We start from the raw sequence: 18091 nt of genomic DNA, 5'->3' as shown, positions 1-18091 counted from the left end.
GTAATGCGCTGGTCGATTACCCCAGAGGTAATGACACTGAATACAAAAACCGACGCGCGGCTGCCGTCACCTGAAAGATATTTCCGCCTGGCACCGATGATTTCCACCCACCTGCGCTGTCCTTATCGATGAGCGCGCCTGGATGGTCCGGCGGCCGGGAACGAGAGGTGATCCATGGGATCGTTGCAAAATCAGAATGTCGTCGTCGTCGGAGGCAGCCGTGGTGTCGGCCGCTCGATCGCGGAGGCCGCTCTCAAGGAGAAAGCGACGGTGCTGTCCGTCGCCCGCGGAAAACAGGCCCTGGCGCAATTTGCCTGGGAGGTCTCGGGCGTGAAGACGCTCGCGGTCGATGCTACGGTGGACTCCGCCCCGGATAAGGTCTTCGCCGCGCTTGAGCCGGACGTACTGGTGATCTGCGCAGGTGCGCTGGCCCCTTCTGCGCCAGTGCATGAACAGAACTGGAAGGCGTTCTCGGCAAATTGGGACACGGACGTCAAGGCGTCGTTCCTGTTTTGCCGGGCCGCTCTGCGGCGTCCGCTCAAACCGGGGACCCGGATCGTTCTGATCTCCAGCGGCGCGGCCTTGACCGGCGGACCACCGAACGCCGGCGGCTATGCCGGCGCAAAACGCATGCAGATGTTCCTGGCCGGTCATAGCCAGAAGGAGGCCGACCGGCTTGGCCTCGGCCTGCGTTTCATGGCGCTCGCGCCGATGCGCATCATGCCGGAAACCGGCGTGGGCAAGGCCGGCGTCGACAGCATAGCGGCCTATATGGGCATCCAGCCGGCGGACTTCATCGCCGCCATGACCGACATGCAAACGCCGGCCGATGTCGGACGGGCGGTGGTCGCACTCGCCACCGGCCAGCCGCAAGGCAGTTCCTTCATGGTGAGCGGTAGCGGGCTTGCCCCGGCCGCCTGAGGGGCGCGTAATGCAACGCTCGCTCGTAACCGCACAAGCCACATGACAGACGCTCAACCACCTCTGCAGCCAGCACGCCAGCCGATCCTCGATCGGCTGGCCTTCGAGAAGGTCACGGCCGCGCATCGCCGCGAGCTCAAGCTGCATTGTTATCGCATGATGGGTTCGCTGCACGAGGCCGACGACCTCGTCCAGGACACGTTGCTTCGCGCGTGGCGCGCAAGATCGGAGTTCGACGGGCGAGGTTCGGTTCGCGGTTGGCTCTACATGATCGCGACCAACGCTTGCCTCAACGCCATCAAGGCGAGGTCGAGGGCGCGTCGCATTCTCCGGGAACCCGGACGGCCGCCCTCGCACGGGGCGGCCATAGGCGGGCCGGTAGCCGACATCGCCTGGCTGGAGCCCTACCCCGACGCCGAGCTTCCAGACGTTGCCGGCAGCGAGCCAGGTCCGGAAGCCCGCTACGAGAGCCGCGAGGCCGTCCAGCTCGCCTTCGTGGCGGCGATCCAGGATCTCCCGCCCAGGCAGCGCGCCGCGCTGCTGCTTGCCGACGTCCTCGGATGGTCGGCTGTCGAGACGGCGCGTTTGCTGGGCGGATCGACGGCTTCGATCAACAGCGCGTTGCAGCGGGCCCGCGTAACGCTGGCGGCGCGCTATCCTCAGGGACGGCCGGCCAGCCGATCACGGCCCAGCCGCGAAGAAGGCCTGCTGCTCGAACGCTACATGCAGGCCTGGCAGGCCGCCAATCTCGACGGCTTGATCGAGCTGCTGCGTGAGGACGCCATCTATACCATGCCGCCTTGGCGTGAATGGTATCAAGGCCGCGAAGCGATCCGCGGTTTCTTCGAGACCGTCTGGCCGAGGTTTGGCGGCTTCCGCACGCTGGCCACCCGCGCCAATGCCCAGCCGGCGGTCGGGGTTTATTCCCGCAGCCACGATGGCCCTGAATGGCGGGCCCATTCCCTGCATGTGTTCGACGCAGCCGAGGGCGGGATTGCTTCCTTGACGATCTTCATAGGGCCGCTCGGGCCATCTCTGTTTCCGGCCTTCGGCCTGCCACCAGCCTAGCTTACCCCTGGGCCAGCCTTATCGGTCAAGTTCCGGGAAATATGGGTCCGAGAAAAACCTTCGGTCGCGCTCGCCTTGCAGGCAGTCGATCGGTGCGTCGATGCGGATCGTCCTCGGATCCACCTTGGGATACTCGATGCCGCTGACCTCGAGGATCAGTTTGCGGCGAGTGGCGGTGGCGAATTCGGAAGCAGCATAGATCGGCAGCACGAACGAGCCCGGCCCGCCGGTAACGCATTCGGCATAATACCGGTCGAGATGGCTGAAGGTGGGTGACGGGCTGATCAGGATCGGCAGCCCGTTGATGACGATGCCCTTCGCCAGCGCTGCATCGCGTGCCGTTGTGACCGGCAAGCCGGTGTTGTTTGGGCCGTCCCCCGAGACGTCGATGACGCGGCGTTTGCCGGTGAAGGCCGTGCCGTTGAAAAGCTCGGCGCCGAAAGCCACAGCACCGGAAATCGAGGTGCCGCGAAAGCTCCTGAACGGGCGGGCCGCGATCTTGTCGGCGAAAGCGTTGGCGCTCTCCTTGCTGTCGACGACCTGCCAGGCAATGACCGCATCGTCGCGGATGGTGCCGGCCCATTCGAAGTAGGCGATGGCGATGCGGCCGAAGGTGCCGGCACGCACGGCGTTGATGAAGTCGGGGTGGCGCAGCGCCGCGACATAGCCGGCGCGCTGCAGGGCAAACTCCCTTTCATCCATTGACTGCGAGATGTCGACGGCCAGCACCAGCTCGACATCGACGGCAATTGCATTGGCCGGTGCGGCCGCAGGTGCCGCCGGGGTGCAGGCAAGGCAGGCGAGCAGGGCGAGAGCGTCAAGCATGGCCGATCGGAACGTTCCCATCTGAAACGATCGCGACAGTTTTTCGCCGCGATCGCGGCGAAATAAAGCTTGCCTTCTATTTCTTTCGGCCAGCCGAAACGATAACCGGGGGCGGTTCGATGGCACCTGCCCTGATACGGGCCGGCTTGAGTGGCGGCTGGCCGGCATCCTTGACGATGGTCAACGCCCGCCGGAAGAAGCGGGCATTGTGCTGGCCGCGGCCGATATTGAGGATCGCGGCGTCGGGAAGGCGCTTCTCCAGCATCGACAGCACTTGCCTCAGCGTTGGGCCGTCGAACGCGTCCAGCGCCTCGTCGATGATCACCCATTTCGGCCGTCGCAAGGCCAGCCTGGCAAAGGCCAGCAGACGCTGCTCGTCGTCGCTGAGCTCACGCTCCCAGCGCGCCGAGCGATCGAGCGAGGACGACAGGCGTTGCAGCCCGACATCGGCCAGCACCTCCGAGATCTCGGCATCGCTCGCCTCCGCCGCGCCGTCTGAATGGTTGAGCACCTCGCGCAGCTTGCCGAGCGGGAAATAGGGGGTACGCGGAACAAAGATCGGCGCTTCTCCGGCCGGCATGCCGATCCGTCCGCTGCCCCATGGCCACAGACCGGCAACGGCCCGGAAGAACAGCGTCTTGCCGGCGCCCGGATCTCCGGTGATCATGACCCGGTCGCCGGCGCGGATTTCGACATGCGGCTCGGCAAGCTTGGTGCATCCCTCCGGCGAGGCGATCTCGAGTTTCTCGAATGTCAGGCTGCCGTCCGGGTTTTCGCCGAACGAAATGCGCCTTTCCGTATCGTGCAGCGCGTCGGTGTCGCCAAGCGCGATGCGGAAGTCGGCGACCCGCATCAGCGTCGCGCGCCAATCGGCGATGCCGCCGATATTGTTGATGAACCAGCGCAGCGACGAATGGACCTGGTTGAAAGCGCCGACTGCCATCATCAAGCCGCCAAAGCTGATATCGCCGGCGAAATAGACCGGTGACGCGACCAGGATCGGCGCGACGACAGTGATCCAGCCATAGGTGTCGGTAACCCAGGAAAGATTGATCTGGGCGCTGTAGATGCGCCGCATGGCGCCCAGCACCGTGCCGAGATCGAATTCGAGCCGGCGCCTGGCATCGGCCTCGCCATGCGCCAGCGCAATGGCATCGACATTCTCGTTGACGCGAACCACCGAGGAGCGCAGCTCCGCCTCACGCGTATAGCGATCGTTGTTGAAGCGGATCAACGGTCGCCCGACCAGCCAGCTCAACCAGGAGGCGGTGCCAGCATAAAGGATCGCCGCCCAGACCATGTAGCCGGGTATGGCCAGCGAATGGCCGCCTATGTGGAAGACGAAGCCGGAAGACAGCGACCACAGGACCCCAACGAACGAGGCAAGCAGGATGCAGGACTGCAGCAGGCCGATGCCAAGACCGGTGGAAAGATCGGAGAGATGCCCGGCATCCTGCTGCAGGCGCTGGTCGGGATTGACGCCGATGGCGCCGGCATGGGTCAGCCGGAAGGCACGCGCCGGCCGCATCCATTCGTCGATCAGGTCGAGCGTCAGCGCCTCGCGCAGCTTCAGGCGGAGCATCTGGTCGAGCCGGGTCTGGCCGACATTGAGCACCACAAGCCCGCCGGCGATGCCGGCAAAGACCAGAAGCTGATGCAGGAAGGCCGGCATGTCGCGCCGCGCAAGCGCGTCGTAGAAAGGCTGGTTCCAGCGATTGAGCAGAACCTGCCCGATCGAGCTCGCCACGATGACGGCGACGATGCCGATCGCTGCCCAAAGCAATTGTTTTCGCACCGGCGAGGTGGTCAGCGCTATCTTGATTGTTGCCAGCTGCTCACGCAGGCTGCTGGCTTCGATCGACGTGGCAAGCTTCTGGGCGCTGGCCTCGACATCCGGACGATCATCCATCGGTTAAATCCTTGCATTCGGAGCAATGCCAAACCGGTCATAGGGATCGGCCGCACGGCCTTCAATCGGACAGCAAACCTGATATCGTCAGATAGGCGTGAAAAAGCACGTCTCGGATCACGAACGCGTCATCCTGGCGGTGCCGGGTGTTCGGCCCGCGACAGCCGGCCAAGCGTCGGCGCGCCATGCGGCGAGAGAACCGGCACGAAGACGCGGCGGGACGCGCGCTGGGCAACCGGCACGCCTTGATAGAGCCGCTTCTGCGCCTCGACGACAATAACGCCCGAAAAGATCGGCCAGAAGCGCCGGCCGGCGCGTTCCAGCACATTATGGAACTGCATCATGAAACGTCGCGGCGACGGCGGGAAGAACAGCGCATCGGACCACGCCGCCGGCGTGAAATTCGCTTCGCGCAGCAATTCGGTCAGCTGGCCGCGCGAGAACGGTCGGCCATTGCCGAAAGGCGTATGCTCGAAGCGTGCCCAGACACCGCGTCGGTTGGGCACGACGATGACGACACGGCCCGCCGGCGACAGCACCCGCCAGATCTCGTTCAGCGTCTCGCGCGGGTTCTCGACATGTTCGAGCGAATGGACGAGCAGCATGCGGTCGATGCAGGAATCGACCAGCGGCAGTTCCTCATCGAAGACCAGGGCGGTCGCCGTCGGCCCCGTCGCCGGCCAGACCACTGCGCCCTGTGTCGCCGGCATGAAGGCAAAGACGCGCTCGGCATCGCTGCCGAAGCGCTCCAGCCACGGCAAGGTGTAGCCGAGGCCGACCAGCCGCTCGTTGGGCACGACGGCCCATATCGAGGACAGCGCCATGGTGATCGAGCGTTCGGCCAGGCGGCCGAGCGTGGTCGAATAAAACGAACGGAGATCGACAATGTCTGAATGCATGCGCGGAACGGTAGCTTCGAAGCGGTCCAAGTTCAACAAAGGCAGATGACATCGGCTGGCAGGCGCCCTATGTCTGCGGCAATAAAGGGAGAGATGCGATGCCGGTCGAGATCGAACAATTCATGTGCCGCAGCGACAATTTCGGCGTGCTGGTGCATGACCCGAAAAGCGGCCAGACGGCGCTCATCGATGCGCCCGACGAGGCGCCGATCCTGGCGGCGATCAAGCGCACCGGCTGGACGCCGACGATGATCCTGACCACCCACCACCATCTCGACCATGTCGAGGCCAATCTGGCGCTGAAGGAGCGTTTCAAGCTGCGCATTGTCGGGCCGGAAGCCGAAAAGGCAAAGATTCCCGGCATCGACGAAACTGTCGAGCAAGGCTCGGTCGTCCATCTCGGCGACGAGCGGATCGAGGTCATCGCCACACCCGGCCACACCGCCGGCCATGTCACCTATCATCTGCCGGCGTCGAAAGTGGCTTTCGCCGGCGACACGCTGTTTGCGCTCGGCTGTGGGCGGCTGCTCGAATGCAAGCCGCCGGTGATGTACGAATCCCTGAAGAAGCTCGCGGCGCTGCCGGCCGAGACGGTTATCTATTGCGGCCATGAGTATACGCTGGCCAATGCCCGTTTCGCGCTCACCGTCGACCCGACCAATTCGGCGCTGAAAGAGCGCGCCGCCAAGGTCGAGGCGCTGCGCGCCGACGGCAAGCCGACGCTGCCGACGACCATCGGCGAGGAACTGTCGACCAATCCGTTCCTGCGCTGGCACGATCCGGCGATCCGCAGGCATCTCGGCCTGGAGAACGCCTCCGACGCCGAAGTGTTCGCCGAGATCCGCAAGCGCAAGGACAATTTCTGAGCGCAACAGCGATGACCAGTTCCGCCGAAATCATCGCCCTGCTCGGCCTGAAGCCGCATCCGGAAGGCGGCTGGTATGCCGAGACCTTTCGCGACGGCGCGGAAGGCGCCCGCGGCCATTCGACGGCGATCTATTTCCTCCTCGAGAAGGACCAATTGTCGGCCTGGCACCGGGTCAGGGACGCGGCGGAGGTCTGGCACTTCTATGACGGCGCGCCGCTTGCGCTATCGATACACCGAGAAGGCGGTCCCGTCATCGAGCAGGTCCTCGGTACGGCACTTGCCGCGGGCGAGCGACCGCAGATCGTCGTGCCGGCAGGCTGGTGGCAGTCGGCGCGCAGCCTCGGCGAATGGACGCTGGTCGGCTGCACCGTGGCGCCGGGCTTCGATTTCGCCGCCTTCGAACTGGCCGAACCAGGCTGGCTGCCGGGCACGCCCTAGTGATGAAGTTTTGACGCTTGGTACCCAACGACAACCGACGCCCAGGGCGGGAAAGAGACGGTCCGGTTTGTTCAAGCTGACACAGGACGATGATCTTGGCTGTCGCGAAAGTCATTGGCGGAATGCCGAGTTTTACGTCCGAATTTTGCGACGGAATTTTCCCTGACGTTTCAGTGTCGGCGATCTGGTCAAAACTTTAGGAATAATGCGACATCTCAGGACGCGCCAGAGTCCTCTGGTTTTTCTTTCACAGCGTCGGCAAACTTGTGCATTAACCGCACAAGTTCGTCGATGTCGTGTGCGTCCCAGTTTTCGAAGATGGCGCGAGCGTTTCTCTCTCGTGCAGCGTCAATCTTGTCGGTCATCGCCTTGCCCTTGGGCGTGACAACAGCCTCATTCACGCGGCGGTCTGTCTCGCTCTGCCGGCGCACGGCCAAGCCAAGGCTTTCGAGTTTCGCCACTTGACGGCTGACGGTGGTGTAATCGCGGCCAGCCCGGTCAGCGAGGTCCACTATCCCGATCGGCCCAAGCCGCTCTATCCCGACCAGCAGGGGAAACAGTGCGCGGTCGAGCGCAATTCCGGCCTCCTTTACCATCTGCTCATCGCGCTGAGGCCGGTTCATAAGGCTGGCAATCTCGATCAGCGCTCCGTGGAGTTCGCGAATCTGACGACTTCCAATATGTGTATTTTTCACATTTTTCATTGACGGCGCTCCAACTCTCCTATTATGTGCATTTTACACGCAAGGAGATCGATATGACAAATGGTTTTGCGGCAGATGTGCTCATCTGCGGCGCAGGAGCGGCTGGCCTGACGCTGGGGATCGAGCTTGCACGGCGGGGGATGTCTTTCCGGCTGATCGAGAAGATGAGGGGACCTTTCCGTGGCTCGCGCGGCAAGGGTATCCAGCCTAGGACACAGGAGATTTTCGAAGACCTCGGCATTCTCGACAAGGTCGTTGCCGCAGGCGGCGTCTATCCGCCGTTGCGCGTGTATAGCGATGACGGCAGCTATACCGAAAAGGACACCAGCGAGCGTCCCGATCCGACGCCGGCGGAGAGCCTTACCATATCGCGCTGATGATCCCGCAATTCCTCACCGAACGGATCATGCGAGAGCGGCTAGCCGAACTAGGCCATAGGGTCGAGTACGGATGTGAGTTGGTTGGGTTCGACCAAGGCGAGAACGGTGTCATGGCACGTCTTGCGGGGCCGAATGGCGAGCAAACCGTTCGCGCACGCTACCTTGTCGGGGCGGACGGCGGGCGCAGCTTCGTGCGGGGCACGCTCGGCTTGGATTTCCCCGGCAAGACGCTGGGCGTGCGTGCGATCGTGGCGGATGTGCTGTTGACCGGGCTAGACCGCGATGCGTGGCACCAGTTCAACGACGGTGACATGGAGCGAATGGTCGCGATTTGCCCGCTCGCCGGAACCGATCTCTTCCAAATTCAGGCACCCATTCCGTTAGACGGCGAAGGGGACCTCTCGGTAGAAGGACTGGGCCGCTTGATTAATGAGCGGACAGGCCGCGCCGATGTGCAGGTGGATTCGGTCACCTGGGCGTCGGCCTACATGATGAACGCCCGGCTTGCCGATCGCTACCGGGCTGATCGCGTCTTCCTCGTTGGCGATGCGGCGCATATCCATCCGCCAACGGGCGGCCAAGGCCTGAATACCAGCGTGCAGGATGCCTATAACCTGGGCTGGAAACTCGCCGCCGTACTCGGCGGTGCGGATGATAGCCTGCTCGACACCTATGAGGAGGAACGGCGTCCTGTTGCGGAATCGGTTCTCGGCCTTTCGACCCGGCTGCTCGACGCCCAGAAACAGGGTGGAATGCGCCGCGGCCGCGAGGTGCGCCAGCTCGATATCGACTATCCGGACTCGCCGCTCTCCAGGGAGCTGGCCGAACGCAGCAGCGGCCTGCGTGCGGGGGACCGCGCGCCGGATGCCCCAATCAGGGGCGCGGCGGGCCAACCATCGCGACTGTTCCAACTGCTCCAAGGGCCGCATTGGACGCTGCTCGTCCGTGAAGCCGGGAGAGAGACGGTTGGGCCACGCCAGGGGCTGCATGTCCACTACATCGGCCCGCAAGGCGATATCATCGATGCCTGGGGACACCTTCGCGATGCTTATGCACTGGCACCGGGCGAGTGTGTGCTGATCCGGCCGGACGGGTATGTCGGTGCGATCACGATTCTTGATGCAGACCGAACCGCGAAGCTCGAAATCTATTTGGGCTGCATGGGTGTAGTCCAACCCGAAGAAGAACCGAAATGAGCGTCGAGAGGTGTTCGAAGAATGAGGCTGGCGCGTCGGATGGCGCGTCGGATCTTCCGCCGCTTGCAGGCCGGCATCACCTGAATATCGACATACCTAGCCCAGCAGCAAACCCAGCGTGATCGCCAGTTGGCCGGCATAATACAGCGTCCAGACTGCGTGGCGCATCCAGGCGCGGTGTGGCGAGATGGCGGGCAGCAGGAACTTTTCCGCGGCGAGCAGCCCGTCGGATAGGATGAGCAGGACGACGCCGCCGACGACCCCGACGCTGTTCAGGGTGAGCGCCGCAATGCCCATGGCAAGCAGCGCCGCGGCATGGATGCCAATCGGCAAACGCAAGGCCGGGCCGATGCGGCGCTGGAGCGCGAAAACCATGGCCAGCACCGACACGATCATCGCCAGCACGATCGCTGCCCGCCACGGCTCGGCCGAAAGCAGCCTGAGGCCGCCGCCGGCACGCAGGAACAGCACGACGTAAAGCACGTGCGCGGCAAGAAAACTGGCCGTGCCGCCAAGAAATGCCTTCTCGCCGTCGCGCGACAGGAAGGCGTCGCCGATGGCACTGGCGCCGAGCGCGGCGACGAGCAGCCATGGGCCGCCCTGCTGCACGACCAGCACCGCCAACATCGCCACCGCCAATGTCCTTGCCGCCGACCGCGAAAGACGCGGCGGCATGCCGAGGCTGAACGCGTAAATCACCGCCGCCGCCAGCGAAAACAGCAGCGTCGCATTGGCATTGGCATCGATGCCGCCGGGAAACGGCATCATGCGTTTGCCTCGCTCGCGGCCCTCTTGCGCAGGAACAGCGATTTCGCCGCCAGTGCCGCGCCGCCGGTGATCAGCACGCAGGCGGCGAGGATGCGCCATGACGGCTCGGCGAAGCCGGCTGATATCAGCACCAGGGTGGACAGCAGCGGCGCGGCATAGCTCGCCGCCCCCAGCACCTGGATGTTACCGCGCTTGACGCCGATGTCCCAAGCATAGAACGCCGCCCCCACCGGCATCAGACCGAGGCCGAGCACGGCCAGCCACTGGCCGGCGCCGGCGGGCAGCACCGTCTGTTCAAGCAACAGATGGCAGACCAGCGAAAGGGCCGCGGTGGCGGCGCAGAACCAGGTGACGATACTAGTCGGCACCGACGGGAAGCGCCGCGACAACAGCGAATAGGACGACCACAGCACCGCGCAGACGCCGGCCATGGCGTAGCCGAAGGCATAACGCGCATCGAAGGCAAGCCCGCCGCCCTTGGTGACGATCAGGACCGTGCCGGCAAGGCCGAGCAGCGCGCCGGCGACGTGGTTCCAGGCCAGCCGCTCGCCCGGCATCAGCGCCGACCCCAGCACGATCAGCAGCGGCCACAGATAGGCGATCAGGCTGGCCTCGACGGCCGGCGCATTGCGCAGCGCGGTGAAATAGAAGAAGTGGTAGCCGAACAGGCCGGCAATGCCGATCACCCAGACCTGGCGCGGTATCTTCGCGGCCCCGTCGGCTGCCGGCATGAACAGCCGGGCAACCAGCCCGACACAGGTGCCGATCGTAAAGGTGATTGCCGAAAGCAGGAACGGCGGCACGGCGCCCGAGGCATCCGTAAGCAGCGCCAGCAGCGCCCACATGGCGACCGCGGAGAAGCCGATCAGTGTTGCGCGCGCCATATCCGTCGCCCCTGCCCGTTGGCGGCGCACCATCACGCCTATTCGTTTGCTTCGAACCGCTCCGCGCTGATCGTCAACGGGCCGATTTGCGTGCTGACCGTGGCGCGGATCGGCGCATATACGCCGCTTTGGCCGACCGGTGCAAACGTCACCATGATGCGGCTGCGTTTCTTCAGGTAATTCAGCGCCTTGCGGTTCTTGCGGTAGCCGGCCACCGGCTCGAAGCCCAGCCTGCAGGTGACCGTATCGCCCTTGTAGCCGGTCACCGAGATCGACCCTTTGGACTCGTAGGTCAGTTTGAGATCGGCACGCATTTCGCCGTCATAGAGCTTCACCGTGCGCCCGCAGACCTGGTCGAGGCTGTCGGCATGGATCACGGTCGCGGCCATCGGATCGAGGACCGATACGAGATGGCTGCCGACCAGCGGTATCCAATTCTCGGGATTGCGCTTCTTCGGCTCAGGCACGACCTTGGTTGAGGTGACGACGCCGTTGGCAAACTGGATGTCGATCATCGATGCCTTCTTGCCGGACGTGTAGTCGGCGTGGAACGCTTGCGGCTGCAACTGCTTGCCCGAAATCTTGCCCTTTGACGAGATCGTGCCTCGCGTATCGTCGAACAAAGTGGCGAGCCCGGCGGCGGAAACGCTACCCTCGATCGAATAGCTGTCACCCTCGTACTGGCTGGAGAATTTCGCCTTGGCCACGGAGAGGCCGAGGAACGACACCGAATATTCGCCCGTGAAGGATTGCGGCTCAGCGGCCGAAACCGTCGTCGACAGCGCGACGGCCATCAGCACGACCAGGGCATGGAGGAAAGAACGAGGCATGGCGGGTCCTTGATTGTCGACCGGACGGGGCGGCTCCGGTCTGGCATGTCCCTGTGCGACCGCTTATAGGCTGAATTCCGGCCTTAATGTGAAAGGCGCCGTCGGCAGGCAACGTTGGGGCTGGTCGACAGCCAAAATAAAAAACCCGCCTCGGCGGGCGGGTCGTTGGAGCCAATTAGCACCATACCGAAATTAGTAGCATAGCTGCCGGCACAAAGCAAGAACAAAATGTGGCGCCCTCGACGAATTTGCCGATCTGCCTCGGCCCGGCAGAGGGAAAGGTTGCGGCTTCACTCCAGCTTGCGTTCCTCGCCCCCCACGAAAGTGGGGGAGCGCAACCATCATGCGGTGGGCGAGGAACCTAGGTCTTGAGAGATCCGCGGGACAGCAACATCTCCTCCTGAGGGGGCGATCAGCAGCTTCACCGACGACACCTACTCCGAAAGTGCGATTCCCCATCCCCGAAGCAACCCCAAGCTTGACGCATCGGCGAAATGCAACTATGGAACGCCAACTTTTTCCATAAGGCCGCCTGACCGAAACCGCGCGCCACCCGGCGCGGGTCGAATGTTTGGCCAGGACCGAGAACCGAAGGTTAGAACCATGTCCCGCACCTGCGAACTCACTGCCAAGGCAGTCATGTCCGGCAACAATGTGAGCCACGCCAACAACAAGACCAAGCGTCGCTTCCTGCCCAATCTCGTCAATGTGACGCTGATCTCGGAAGCGCTGAACCAGAACGTGCGCCTGCGCATTTCGGCCAACGCGCTGCGTTCGGTCGAGCATCGCGGCGGCCTCGACGCCTTCCTGGCCAAGGCCGACGCCAAGGAATTGTCGCAGCGCGCCCGGCTGCTGAAGAAGCAGATCGCCAAGAAGCTCGCCGAACAGCCGGCCGCCTGAGTTTTTCGGCGGCAGCCGCCTTCCAGGGCGTGATCCGGTTCCGGATCGCGTTCCGCTGGTTCCATTACCCAGGATAAAAAAATGACTTTCCTCTCGCGGTACCTGCCCTTCGTGGCGGCCATGGCGCTCGTCGTCGTGGCCTCGAACATCCTCGTGCAGTTCCCGATGCAAGGCGTAATCGGCGGGCTGTCGCTGGCCGACATCCTGACCTGGGGCGCCTTCACCTATCCGTTCTCCTTCCTGGTCACCGATCTCGCCAACCGCCGCTATGGGCCGGCGGTGGCGCGCAGGATTGTCTTTGTCGGCTTCATGACAGCGGTGGTCTGCTCGATCGTCATCCCACCGCTGCTGTTTCGCCACGGCCTGATCGAATTCGAGACCGCCGCCGACCGGCTGGTGCGTATTGCCGCAGCGTCGGGCGCTGCCTTCCTCACCGCGCAGTTGCTCGACGTCACCGTGTTCAACCGCCTGCGCCGGCAGAGCTGGTGGCGCGCGCCGATCGTCGGCACGCTGGTCGGCTCCGTTTTCGATACGGTGGTGTTTTTCACCGTCGCCTTCGCGGCGGCTTTCGCCTTCGCCGGGCCGAATGACGGCTTTGCGCTGGAAACCGCACCGCTGATGGGCGTGCTGCCGGTCGAAACGATGCGCTGGGTCTCCTGGGCGCTCGGCGATCTCGGCGTCAAGCTGATCATCGCGGTGGTGGCGCTGATCCCTTACCGGCTGCTTGCCGCCCGCTGGAGCCAGCCGGCACTGGCAGCATGATCCCGAAAAGTGGGAACCGGTTTTCGGACAAGATCATGCTCAAAGACTATCGAGCATGATCCCCTGGCTTCAACTGGACTCGGCAAAAACGCCTGACGGCGGACAGGAACTCCGCCTGAAGCGGCGCGGCGGCGAATTCTCGATCATGCTTGGCGCGAACGAGCTGATGAACAGCCGGCTCAGCGGTTCCGAAGAGGCGCTTGCGAAACTGTCCTGCCAAAGGATTGCCGGCCGCCGGACCCCAAACATCCTGATCGGCGGCCTCGGCATGGGCTTTACCTTGCGCGCGGCGCTGGCCGAGCTCGGCGACGATGCGCAGGTCACCGTTGCCGAATTGGTGCCGGCGGTCGTGGCGTGGGCGCGCGGCCCGATGGCCGAAGTTTTCGACGGTTGCCTTGACGACCGGCGTGTCGGCATTCGCGAGGCCGATGTCGGGCAGCTCATTCGATCGCAAGCATCGGCCTGGGATGCGATCCTGCTCGATGTCGACAACGGCCCCGAGGACATCGTCTACAAGGCCAACGATGCGCTCTACAGCGCTGCCGGCCTCAGCGCCGCACGCGCTGCGCTCAAACCCGGCGGTGTGCTGGCGGTCTGGTCGCAAGGCCCTGACGCAGCTTTCACCCGGCGGCTCAGGCAGGCCGGCTTCACGGTCGACGAGGTCAAGGTGCGGGCTCACGGCAAGCGCGGCGCCCGTCACATCGTCTGGCTCGCGAGCAAGGGGCAATAGGCCCCTTGTTGGACGCCGCCCGGTACGCCGGCGAATCTCTACTTCGCCTTCTGAAGCTCGGCGGCGAGCGCCTGCAGCAGCCCGCGTGTGCCCTCCTCGCGCCCTTGCGCTGAATCGACGCCATCGAAGAACGCACCCTGTTCGGTATAGGTCAGGCGGGTGCCCTCGCCGGAAGGTGCAAGCTCGACCGTGGTGAGCGACGCCGACAGCGGCTGCGCCCCGACCGCCATCCGGTATGAAAATACGATGCGCCGGTCAGGGACGATGTCCTGGAACTGCGCATCGAGCCTGATCTCCGGGCCGCCCTGATAGCTGAACCGCGAAACCTCGCCGCCGCCGACATGGAAATCGAAGGTGAACTCGGCGATGGTGAAGCCGTCGCCTTCGACACGCCAGCGCCGCACCATCGCTTTGTCGGCAAAGGCGAAGAAGACGCTCTCGGGCGATTGCGGATAGGTCCGCTCGATCGTGAAGGTCGAATGGATGACGGAGTGCTCGTCGTTAACCGGGGCAATCTGGTTCATTTCTTGTCGTCCTTTTCCTGGTCGTGGAGTGTTGCTTTCGGTTGGTCAGTCTCCGCCAGGATCTGGCCGAGACGGTCGAGCTGGCGTTCGGCCGGCGTACGGCGCGCGGCGATCCAGTCGGCAAGCGGGGCAAGCCCGCCGGGCTCGATCCGGCAGGTGCGCACGCGTCCGACCTTCTCGCTGCGGATCAGCCCGCACGCTTCCAGCGCCTGAAGATGCTGGAGCACAGCGGCGAAGGTCATGCCGAACGGCTCCGCCAACTGGCTGACGGTGGCCGGCCCGCGGCTCAGCCTTTCCAGGATTGCCCGGCGCGTCGGCTCGGCAAGAGCCCGCAGGATGCTGTCGATCTCGGAATACTTAAGCATGGACTTGAGTATTTCGCCGATGACACAAATTGTCAAGTCACGACTAAAGTATTTTTTGTAGGTGGCGAAGCTGGCTGGAAAACTCGCGACGCGGGTCATTGCCAGGGGAAATTGCAAGGGAAATTGCCTGCGCTGCAAAACGGCGCGGAAACGCCAGCGATGCTGTCGGCCAGCAGGCCGGTCGCGCGTCAATCCTCGTGCAGCACAAATTCCAGGTAAAGATTGCGCTGCAGGATCGAGTGGTTGTCGTCGGACATCAGCGACACGATCAGCGCGCCATCGTCGCGGGTCCAGACATCGAGCGCTTCCATGTTGTCGATCTGGTAGCCCATGTCGGCTTCGAGCAGCACCGGCCCGTCGGCGACGGCGCCCTTCTCGACGCTTTCGCCATAGATGCGCCGCAGCCGCATCTTGACGCCGCCAGCCATCGAAAAACTGCGCTCCAGAAGCAACAGGTCGCCGTCCGGCAGGAAGGCGCCGTCGGTGATGTCGAAATCGCCATTGCGCTTGACGGTGAAGACGCCCTTGCGCGGCCCTTCGATGATCGCGGCAAAGATGTTGCCGGCCTTGTCGAGGCTCTTTTCCGACACCACGACCAGGCCGCCCGCGTGCTGCCCGTACGGATGGGCGCGGGTGACGGTCTCAAAGCCGCGATTGCGGCGGAGTTCCCAGGCCGGAATCAGGAAGTCCAACTGCTTGAACGGCGCCTTCATGTCGTCCGGATCGATCTTGAACTCGGCGATGCGGTGATCGCGCTCGAAACCGACCGTGGCAATACCGTCCTTGACCGCGAGGCCTTCGGCATCGACTGCCCATTTCTCGTCGATCGGCTGGCCGGCCGCATCGACCATCTGCTGCATGCGAAAATTCTGGATGCCGGAAGGCCGCTTGTCGGCATCGTGGACGAGGGTGCCGAAGAACCAGAAGCCGGTGTCGGCAACGCCGATGAAATCGCTGCCTGGCTTGAGGAACCGAAGCGCCGACAGCGCACCGAAATCGCGCGTCGGCGAGGTCATTTCGAGCCCGCCGACGAATTCGAGCGGCCCGAACTGTTTTTCGTCATTGCCGATGCGAAACTGGGTTATGGGCCGGGCCGAGATTTCGGCCGGCTCGACCGAGGCCGGCCCGGCAGCGACAGCCGGGGCCAAAGTGATGCCGAACAACGCGATGGCGGCCAAAAGCTTCTGCCAAAAGCCGCCGCGGGAACAAATCATCCGGCGCGCCGCATGCCGCCGCGCCGCGTGTCGCGCACGGTTTCCTCGGCGAACAGCGAGGCCAGCTGCTCGGTCATGGCGCCGGCCAGTTCTTCGGCATCGACGATGGTGACGGCGCGGCGATAGTAGCGGGTGACGTCGTGGCCGATGCCGATGGCCAAAAGCTCGACCGGCGAGCGCGTCTCGATGAGCTCGATGATGGCGCGCAGATGCCGCTCAAGATAATTGCCCGGATTGACCGACAGCGTCGAATCGTCGACCGGCGCGCCGTCCGAGATCATCATCAGGATCTTGCGCTGCTCCGGCCGCGCGATCAGCCGGTTATGCGCCCACAGCAGCGCCTCGCCGTCGATGTTTTCCTTGAGCAAGCCCTCGCGCATCATCAGGCCGAGGTTGCGGCGCGCCCGCCGCCACGGATGGTCGGCGGATTTGTATATGATGTGGCGCAGATCGTTGAGCCGGCCGGGGTTCGGCGGCTTGCCTTCCTTCAGCCATTTCTCGCGCGCCTGTCCGCCCTTCCAGGCGCGGGTGGTGAAGCCGAGGATTTCGACCGAGACGCCGCAGCGTTCCAGCGTGCGCGCCAGGATGTCGGCGCAGGTGGCGGCGACGGTGATCGGCCGGCCGCGCATCGAGCCGGAATTGTCGAGCACCAGCGACACCACCGTGTCGCGGAATTTGGTATCGCGCTCCTGCTTGAAGGACAGCGGCTGCATCGGGTCGATGACGACGCGCACCAGCCGTGCCGGATCGAGATAGCCTTCTTCGAGGTCGAAATCCCAGGAGCGGTTCTGCTGCGCCATCAGGCGGCGCTGCAGCCGGTTGGCCAGCCGCCCGACGACGCCGGAAAGGTTGGCGAGCTGCTTGTCGAGGAAGGCGCGCAGCCGGTCGAGCTCCTCCTCCTCGCACAGTTCCTCCGCACCTACGGTCTCGTCGAAGGCCGTGGTGAAGACCTTGTAGTCGATCTCTTTCGGCAGATTGGTGAAGGGATTGTCGTTGCGGCGCGCCTCGCCGGGCGTCTCCGCATCGGCGTCGTCATCGTCGGAGAGATCCTCGGCGGTGGCGTCGGAGGCCTCTGTCTCGGCCGATTGCTCGTCGTCCGACGATGCCTCTGTATCCTCGGACTGCGACTGCTCGGAGCCCGAATCGTCTTCGCCGCCCTCCTCGCTCTGCTCCTCGCCTTGCGGCTGGTTTTCGTCGTTGTCCTCGGAGTCTTCCGTCTCCTGGTCGTCGCCGAGCTCCTCGGCCATTTCCATGGAGGCGAGCATCTCGCGCACCACGCGGGCGAACGCCTGCTGGTCGTCGAGCTTTGCCGACAGCCCGTCGAGGTCGGCGCTGGCCTTTTCCTCGACCCAGGGGCGCCAGAGATCGACCAGCCGTTCGCCGCTCTTCGGCACAGTGCGGCCGGTCAGTTTTTCGCGCACCATCAGTGCCAGCGCTTCCTCGATCGGCGCGTCGGCCTTGTCCTTGACGTCGACGAGGTTGGCCCTGGCGTATTTGTCCTCGAGCATCGAGCCGATATTGTCGGCGACGCCCTGCATGGCGCGGCTGCCGATCGCCTCCACCCGGGCCTGCTCGACCGCGTCATAGATGGCGCGGGCCTGCTTGCCTTCCGGCGCCAGCCTGGTGTGGATGCGCGCATCGTGGCAGGCGCGCTTCAGCGCCATGGAATCGCCGAGCCCGCGGGTGATGGCGATGTCCGCCTTCGATGCCTTCTTCGGCAATTCGGGCAGCCGGGCGCGGCTGCCGGCCAGCGCCGGCCGATCCTTGGCGAAGCCGACCTCGAGATCCTTGTCGCCGGCAATGGCGCGCATGCAGACGGTGACGGCGCGCTTGAAGCTGTCGTTCTCAGCGCCGGTCTTGGATTTGTTTCGCGTGTTGTCGCCCGGACCCGCCATCGAGACTCTGC

The 18091-nt window shown here is 64.3% G+C and carries 18 protein-coding genes and 1 pseudogene; 8 read left to right on the top strand and 11 right to left on the bottom strand.

Annotation, left to right across the window (positions count from 1 at the left end; translation table 11 throughout):
• Positions 1-174 precede the first annotated feature (174 nt).
• Both NKI18_RS19395 and NKI18_RS19390 read left to right on the top strand, forming a co-directional pair.
• Positions 175-921 (top strand): SDR family NAD(P)-dependent oxidoreductase, encoded by a 747-nt coding sequence (locus NKI18_RS19395; protein ID WP_352618891.1) that lies wholly within the window; start codon positions 175-177, stop codon positions 919-921.
• A 42-nt stretch (positions 922-963) separates the two neighbouring features.
• On the top strand, positions 964-1989 hold the full coding sequence (locus tag NKI18_RS19390) for an RNA polymerase subunit sigma-70 (protein ID WP_352618889.1): 1026 nt from the start codon (positions 964-966) through the stop codon (positions 1987-1989).
• 18 nt (positions 1990-2007) lie between these two features.
• On the opposite strand, the gene NKI18_RS19385 is transcribed toward NKI18_RS19390, so the two are convergent.
• The 3 genes from NKI18_RS19385 to NKI18_RS19375 form a co-directional block, all read right to left on the bottom strand.
• Complete coding sequence (locus tag NKI18_RS19385; RefSeq protein WP_023677905.1) at positions 2008-2814, bottom strand: DUF1194 domain-containing protein; 807 nt, start codon at positions 2812-2814, stop codon at positions 2008-2010.
• Between the two features lie 76 nt (positions 2815-2890).
• Positions 2891-4723, bottom strand: a complete 1833-nt coding sequence (locus tag NKI18_RS19380) for an ABC transporter ATP-binding protein/permease (protein ID WP_352618887.1) — start codon at positions 4721-4723, stop codon at positions 2891-2893.
• 128 nt (positions 4724-4851) lie between these two features.
• Positions 4852-5622 carry a class I SAM-dependent methyltransferase gene (locus tag NKI18_RS19375; protein WP_352451212.1) on the bottom strand — a complete coding sequence of 257 codons (771 nt, stop codon included), beginning with the start codon at positions 5620-5622 and terminating at the stop codon, positions 4852-4854.
• Between the two features lie 98 nt (positions 5623-5720).
• Between NKI18_RS19375 and gloB the strand changes: the two genes are divergently transcribed.
• Both gloB and NKI18_RS19365 read left to right on the top strand, forming a co-directional pair.
• The gene (gene gloB / locus NKI18_RS19370; protein ID WP_353020272.1) at positions 5721-6488 is read left to right on the top strand and encodes a hydroxyacylglutathione hydrolase; all 768 of its coding nucleotides are present in this window, start codon (positions 5721-5723) and stop codon (positions 6486-6488) included.
• Positions 6489-6499: 11 nt separating this feature from the next.
• Complete coding sequence (locus NKI18_RS19365) at positions 6500-6928, top strand: cupin domain-containing protein (protein ID WP_352618883.1); 429 nt, start codon at positions 6500-6502, stop codon at positions 6926-6928.
• A gap of 215 nt (positions 6929-7143) precedes the next feature.
• Here NKI18_RS19365 and NKI18_RS19360 read toward each other — a convergent pair whose 3' ends face one another.
• Positions 7144-7632: a MarR family winged helix-turn-helix transcriptional regulator gene (locus NKI18_RS19360; RefSeq protein ID WP_352618882.1), complete on the bottom strand. Its 489-nt coding sequence runs from the start codon at positions 7630-7632 to the stop codon at positions 7144-7146.
• A gap of 53 nt (positions 7633-7685) precedes the next feature.
• Here NKI18_RS19360 and NKI18_RS19355 point away from each other — a divergent pair.
• Positions 7686-9208 (top strand): annotated as a pseudogene (locus NKI18_RS19355) (FAD-dependent oxidoreductase).
• 96 nt (positions 9209-9304) lie between these two features.
• Here NKI18_RS19355 and NKI18_RS19350 read toward each other — a convergent pair.
• The 3 genes from NKI18_RS19350 to NKI18_RS19340 are packed head-to-tail and all read right to left on the bottom strand — an operon-like array spanning position 9305 to position 11690.
• Positions 9305-9976, bottom strand: a complete 672-nt coding sequence (locus NKI18_RS19350; protein ID WP_352618881.1) for a lysoplasmalogenase family protein — start codon at positions 9974-9976, stop codon at positions 9305-9307.
• Positions 9973-10860, bottom strand: coding sequence for an aromatic amino acid exporter YddG (gene yddG / locus NKI18_RS19345; protein WP_352618879.1), 888 nt, complete (start codon positions 10858-10860; stop codon positions 9973-9975). Before yddG ends, NKI18_RS19350 begins: the two co-directional genes overlap by 4 nt.
• 38 nt (positions 10861-10898) lie before the next feature.
• On the bottom strand, positions 10899-11690 hold the full coding sequence (locus NKI18_RS19340) for a DUF3108 domain-containing protein (protein ID WP_352618877.1): 792 nt from the start codon (positions 11688-11690) through the stop codon (positions 10899-10901).
• A gap of 603 nt (positions 11691-12293) precedes the next feature.
• On the opposite strand from NKI18_RS19340, the gene rpmB reads away from it, so the two are divergent.
• The 3 genes from rpmB (at position 12294) to NKI18_RS19325 (ending at position 14082) form a co-directional block, all read left to right on the top strand.
• Positions 12294-12590 (top strand): 50S ribosomal protein L28, encoded by a 297-nt coding sequence (gene rpmB / locus NKI18_RS19335; protein WP_006328411.1) that lies wholly within the window; start codon positions 12294-12296, stop codon positions 12588-12590.
• Positions 12591-12671: 81 nt separating this feature from the next.
• Positions 12672-13352, top strand: coding sequence for a queuosine precursor transporter (locus NKI18_RS19330; RefSeq protein WP_352618875.1), 681 nt, complete (start codon positions 12672-12674; stop codon positions 13350-13352).
• 55 nt (positions 13353-13407) lie between these two features.
• Positions 13408-14082, top strand: coding sequence for a spermidine synthase family protein (locus tag NKI18_RS19325; protein ID WP_353020268.1), 675 nt, complete (start codon positions 13408-13410; stop codon positions 14080-14082).
• Positions 14083-14120: 38 nt separating this feature from the next.
• Here the strand turns inward: NKI18_RS19325 and NKI18_RS19320 are convergent, their stop codons facing one another.
• The 4 genes from NKI18_RS19320 to cobT form a co-directional block, all read right to left on the bottom strand.
• Positions 14121-14606, bottom strand: a complete 486-nt coding sequence (locus tag NKI18_RS19320) for an SRPBCC family protein (RefSeq protein ID WP_352618871.1) — start codon at positions 14604-14606, stop codon at positions 14121-14123.
• Positions 14603-14971, bottom strand: a complete 369-nt coding sequence (locus NKI18_RS19315; protein WP_352618958.1) for an ArsR/SmtB family transcription factor — start codon at positions 14969-14971, stop codon at positions 14603-14605. Before NKI18_RS19315 ends, NKI18_RS19320 begins: the two co-directional genes overlap by 4 nt.
• Before the next feature lie 188 nt (positions 14972-15159).
• Positions 15160-16185, bottom strand: coding sequence for an esterase-like activity of phytase family protein (locus NKI18_RS19310; protein ID WP_352618869.1), 1026 nt, complete (start codon positions 16183-16185; stop codon positions 15160-15162).
• Complete coding sequence (gene cobT / locus NKI18_RS19305) at positions 16182-18080, bottom strand: cobaltochelatase subunit CobT (RefSeq protein WP_352451202.1); 1899 nt, start codon at positions 18078-18080, stop codon at positions 16182-16184. The genes NKI18_RS19310 and cobT overlap by 4 nt, the downstream gene beginning before the upstream one ends.
• Positions 18081-18091: the final 11 nt, after the last annotated feature.

Source organism: Mesorhizobium sp. M0800 (assembly GCF_040320095.1).
Classification (GTDB): domain Bacteria; phylum Pseudomonadota; class Alphaproteobacteria; order Rhizobiales; family Rhizobiaceae; genus Mesorhizobium.
This window is presented reverse-complemented; position numbering and strand designations above follow the sequence as displayed.

Coding starts and splice junctions, on each gene's coding strand:
- rpmB (WP_006328411.1), top strand. CDS start 12,294: ATGTCCCGCACCTGCGAACTCACTGCCAAGGCAGTCATGTCCGGCAAC.
- NKI18_RS19310 (WP_352618869.1), bottom strand. CDS start 16,185: ATGATTTGTTCCCGCGGCGGCTTTTGGCAGAAGCTTTTGGCCGCCATC.
- NKI18_RS19390 (WP_352618889.1), top strand. CDS start 964: ATGACAGACGCTCAACCACCTCTGCAGCCAGCACGCCAGCCGATCCTC.
- NKI18_RS19365 (WP_352618883.1), top strand. CDS start 6,500: ATGACCAGTTCCGCCGAAATCATCGCCCTGCTCGGCCTGAAGCCGCAT.
- NKI18_RS19380 (WP_352618887.1), bottom strand. CDS start 4,723: ATGGATGATCGTCCGGATGTCGAGGCCAGCGCCCAGAAGCTTGCCACG.
- NKI18_RS19395 (WP_352618891.1), top strand. CDS start 175: ATGGGATCGTTGCAAAATCAGAATGTCGTCGTCGTCGGAGGCAGCCGT.
- NKI18_RS19330 (WP_352618875.1), top strand. CDS start 12,672: ATGACTTTCCTCTCGCGGTACCTGCCCTTCGTGGCGGCCATGGCGCTC.
- NKI18_RS19340 (WP_352618877.1), bottom strand. CDS start 11,690: ATGCCTCGTTCTTTCCTCCATGCCCTGGTCGTGCTGATGGCCGTCGCG.
- gloB (WP_353020272.1), top strand. CDS start 5,721: ATGCCGGTCGAGATCGAACAATTCATGTGCCGCAGCGACAATTTCGGC.
- NKI18_RS19350 (WP_352618881.1), bottom strand. CDS start 9,976: ATGATGCCGTTTCCCGGCGGCATCGATGCCAATGCCAATGCGACGCTG.
- NKI18_RS19315 (WP_352618958.1), bottom strand. CDS start 14,971: ATGCTTAAGTATTCCGAGATCGACAGCATCCTGCGGGCTCTTGCCGAG.
- cobT (WP_352451202.1), bottom strand. CDS start 18,080: ATGGCGGGTCCGGGCGACAACACGCGAAACAAATCCAAGACCGGCGCT.
- NKI18_RS19325 (WP_353020268.1), top strand. CDS start 13,408: ATGATCCCCTGGCTTCAACTGGACTCGGCAAAAACGCCTGACGGCGGA.
- NKI18_RS19320 (WP_352618871.1), bottom strand. CDS start 14,606: ATGAACCAGATTGCCCCGGTTAACGACGAGCACTCCGTCATCCATTCG.
- NKI18_RS19385 (WP_023677905.1), bottom strand. CDS start 2,814: ATGCTTGACGCTCTCGCCCTGCTCGCCTGCCTTGCCTGCACCCCGGCG.
- yddG (WP_352618879.1), bottom strand. CDS start 10,860: ATGGCGCGCGCAACACTGATCGGCTTCTCCGCGGTCGCCATGTGGGCG.
- NKI18_RS19360 (WP_352618882.1), bottom strand. CDS start 7,632: ATGAAAAATGTGAAAAATACACATATTGGAAGTCGTCAGATTCGCGAA.
- NKI18_RS19375 (WP_352451212.1), bottom strand. CDS start 5,622: ATGCATTCAGACATTGTCGATCTCCGTTCGTTTTATTCGACCACGCTC.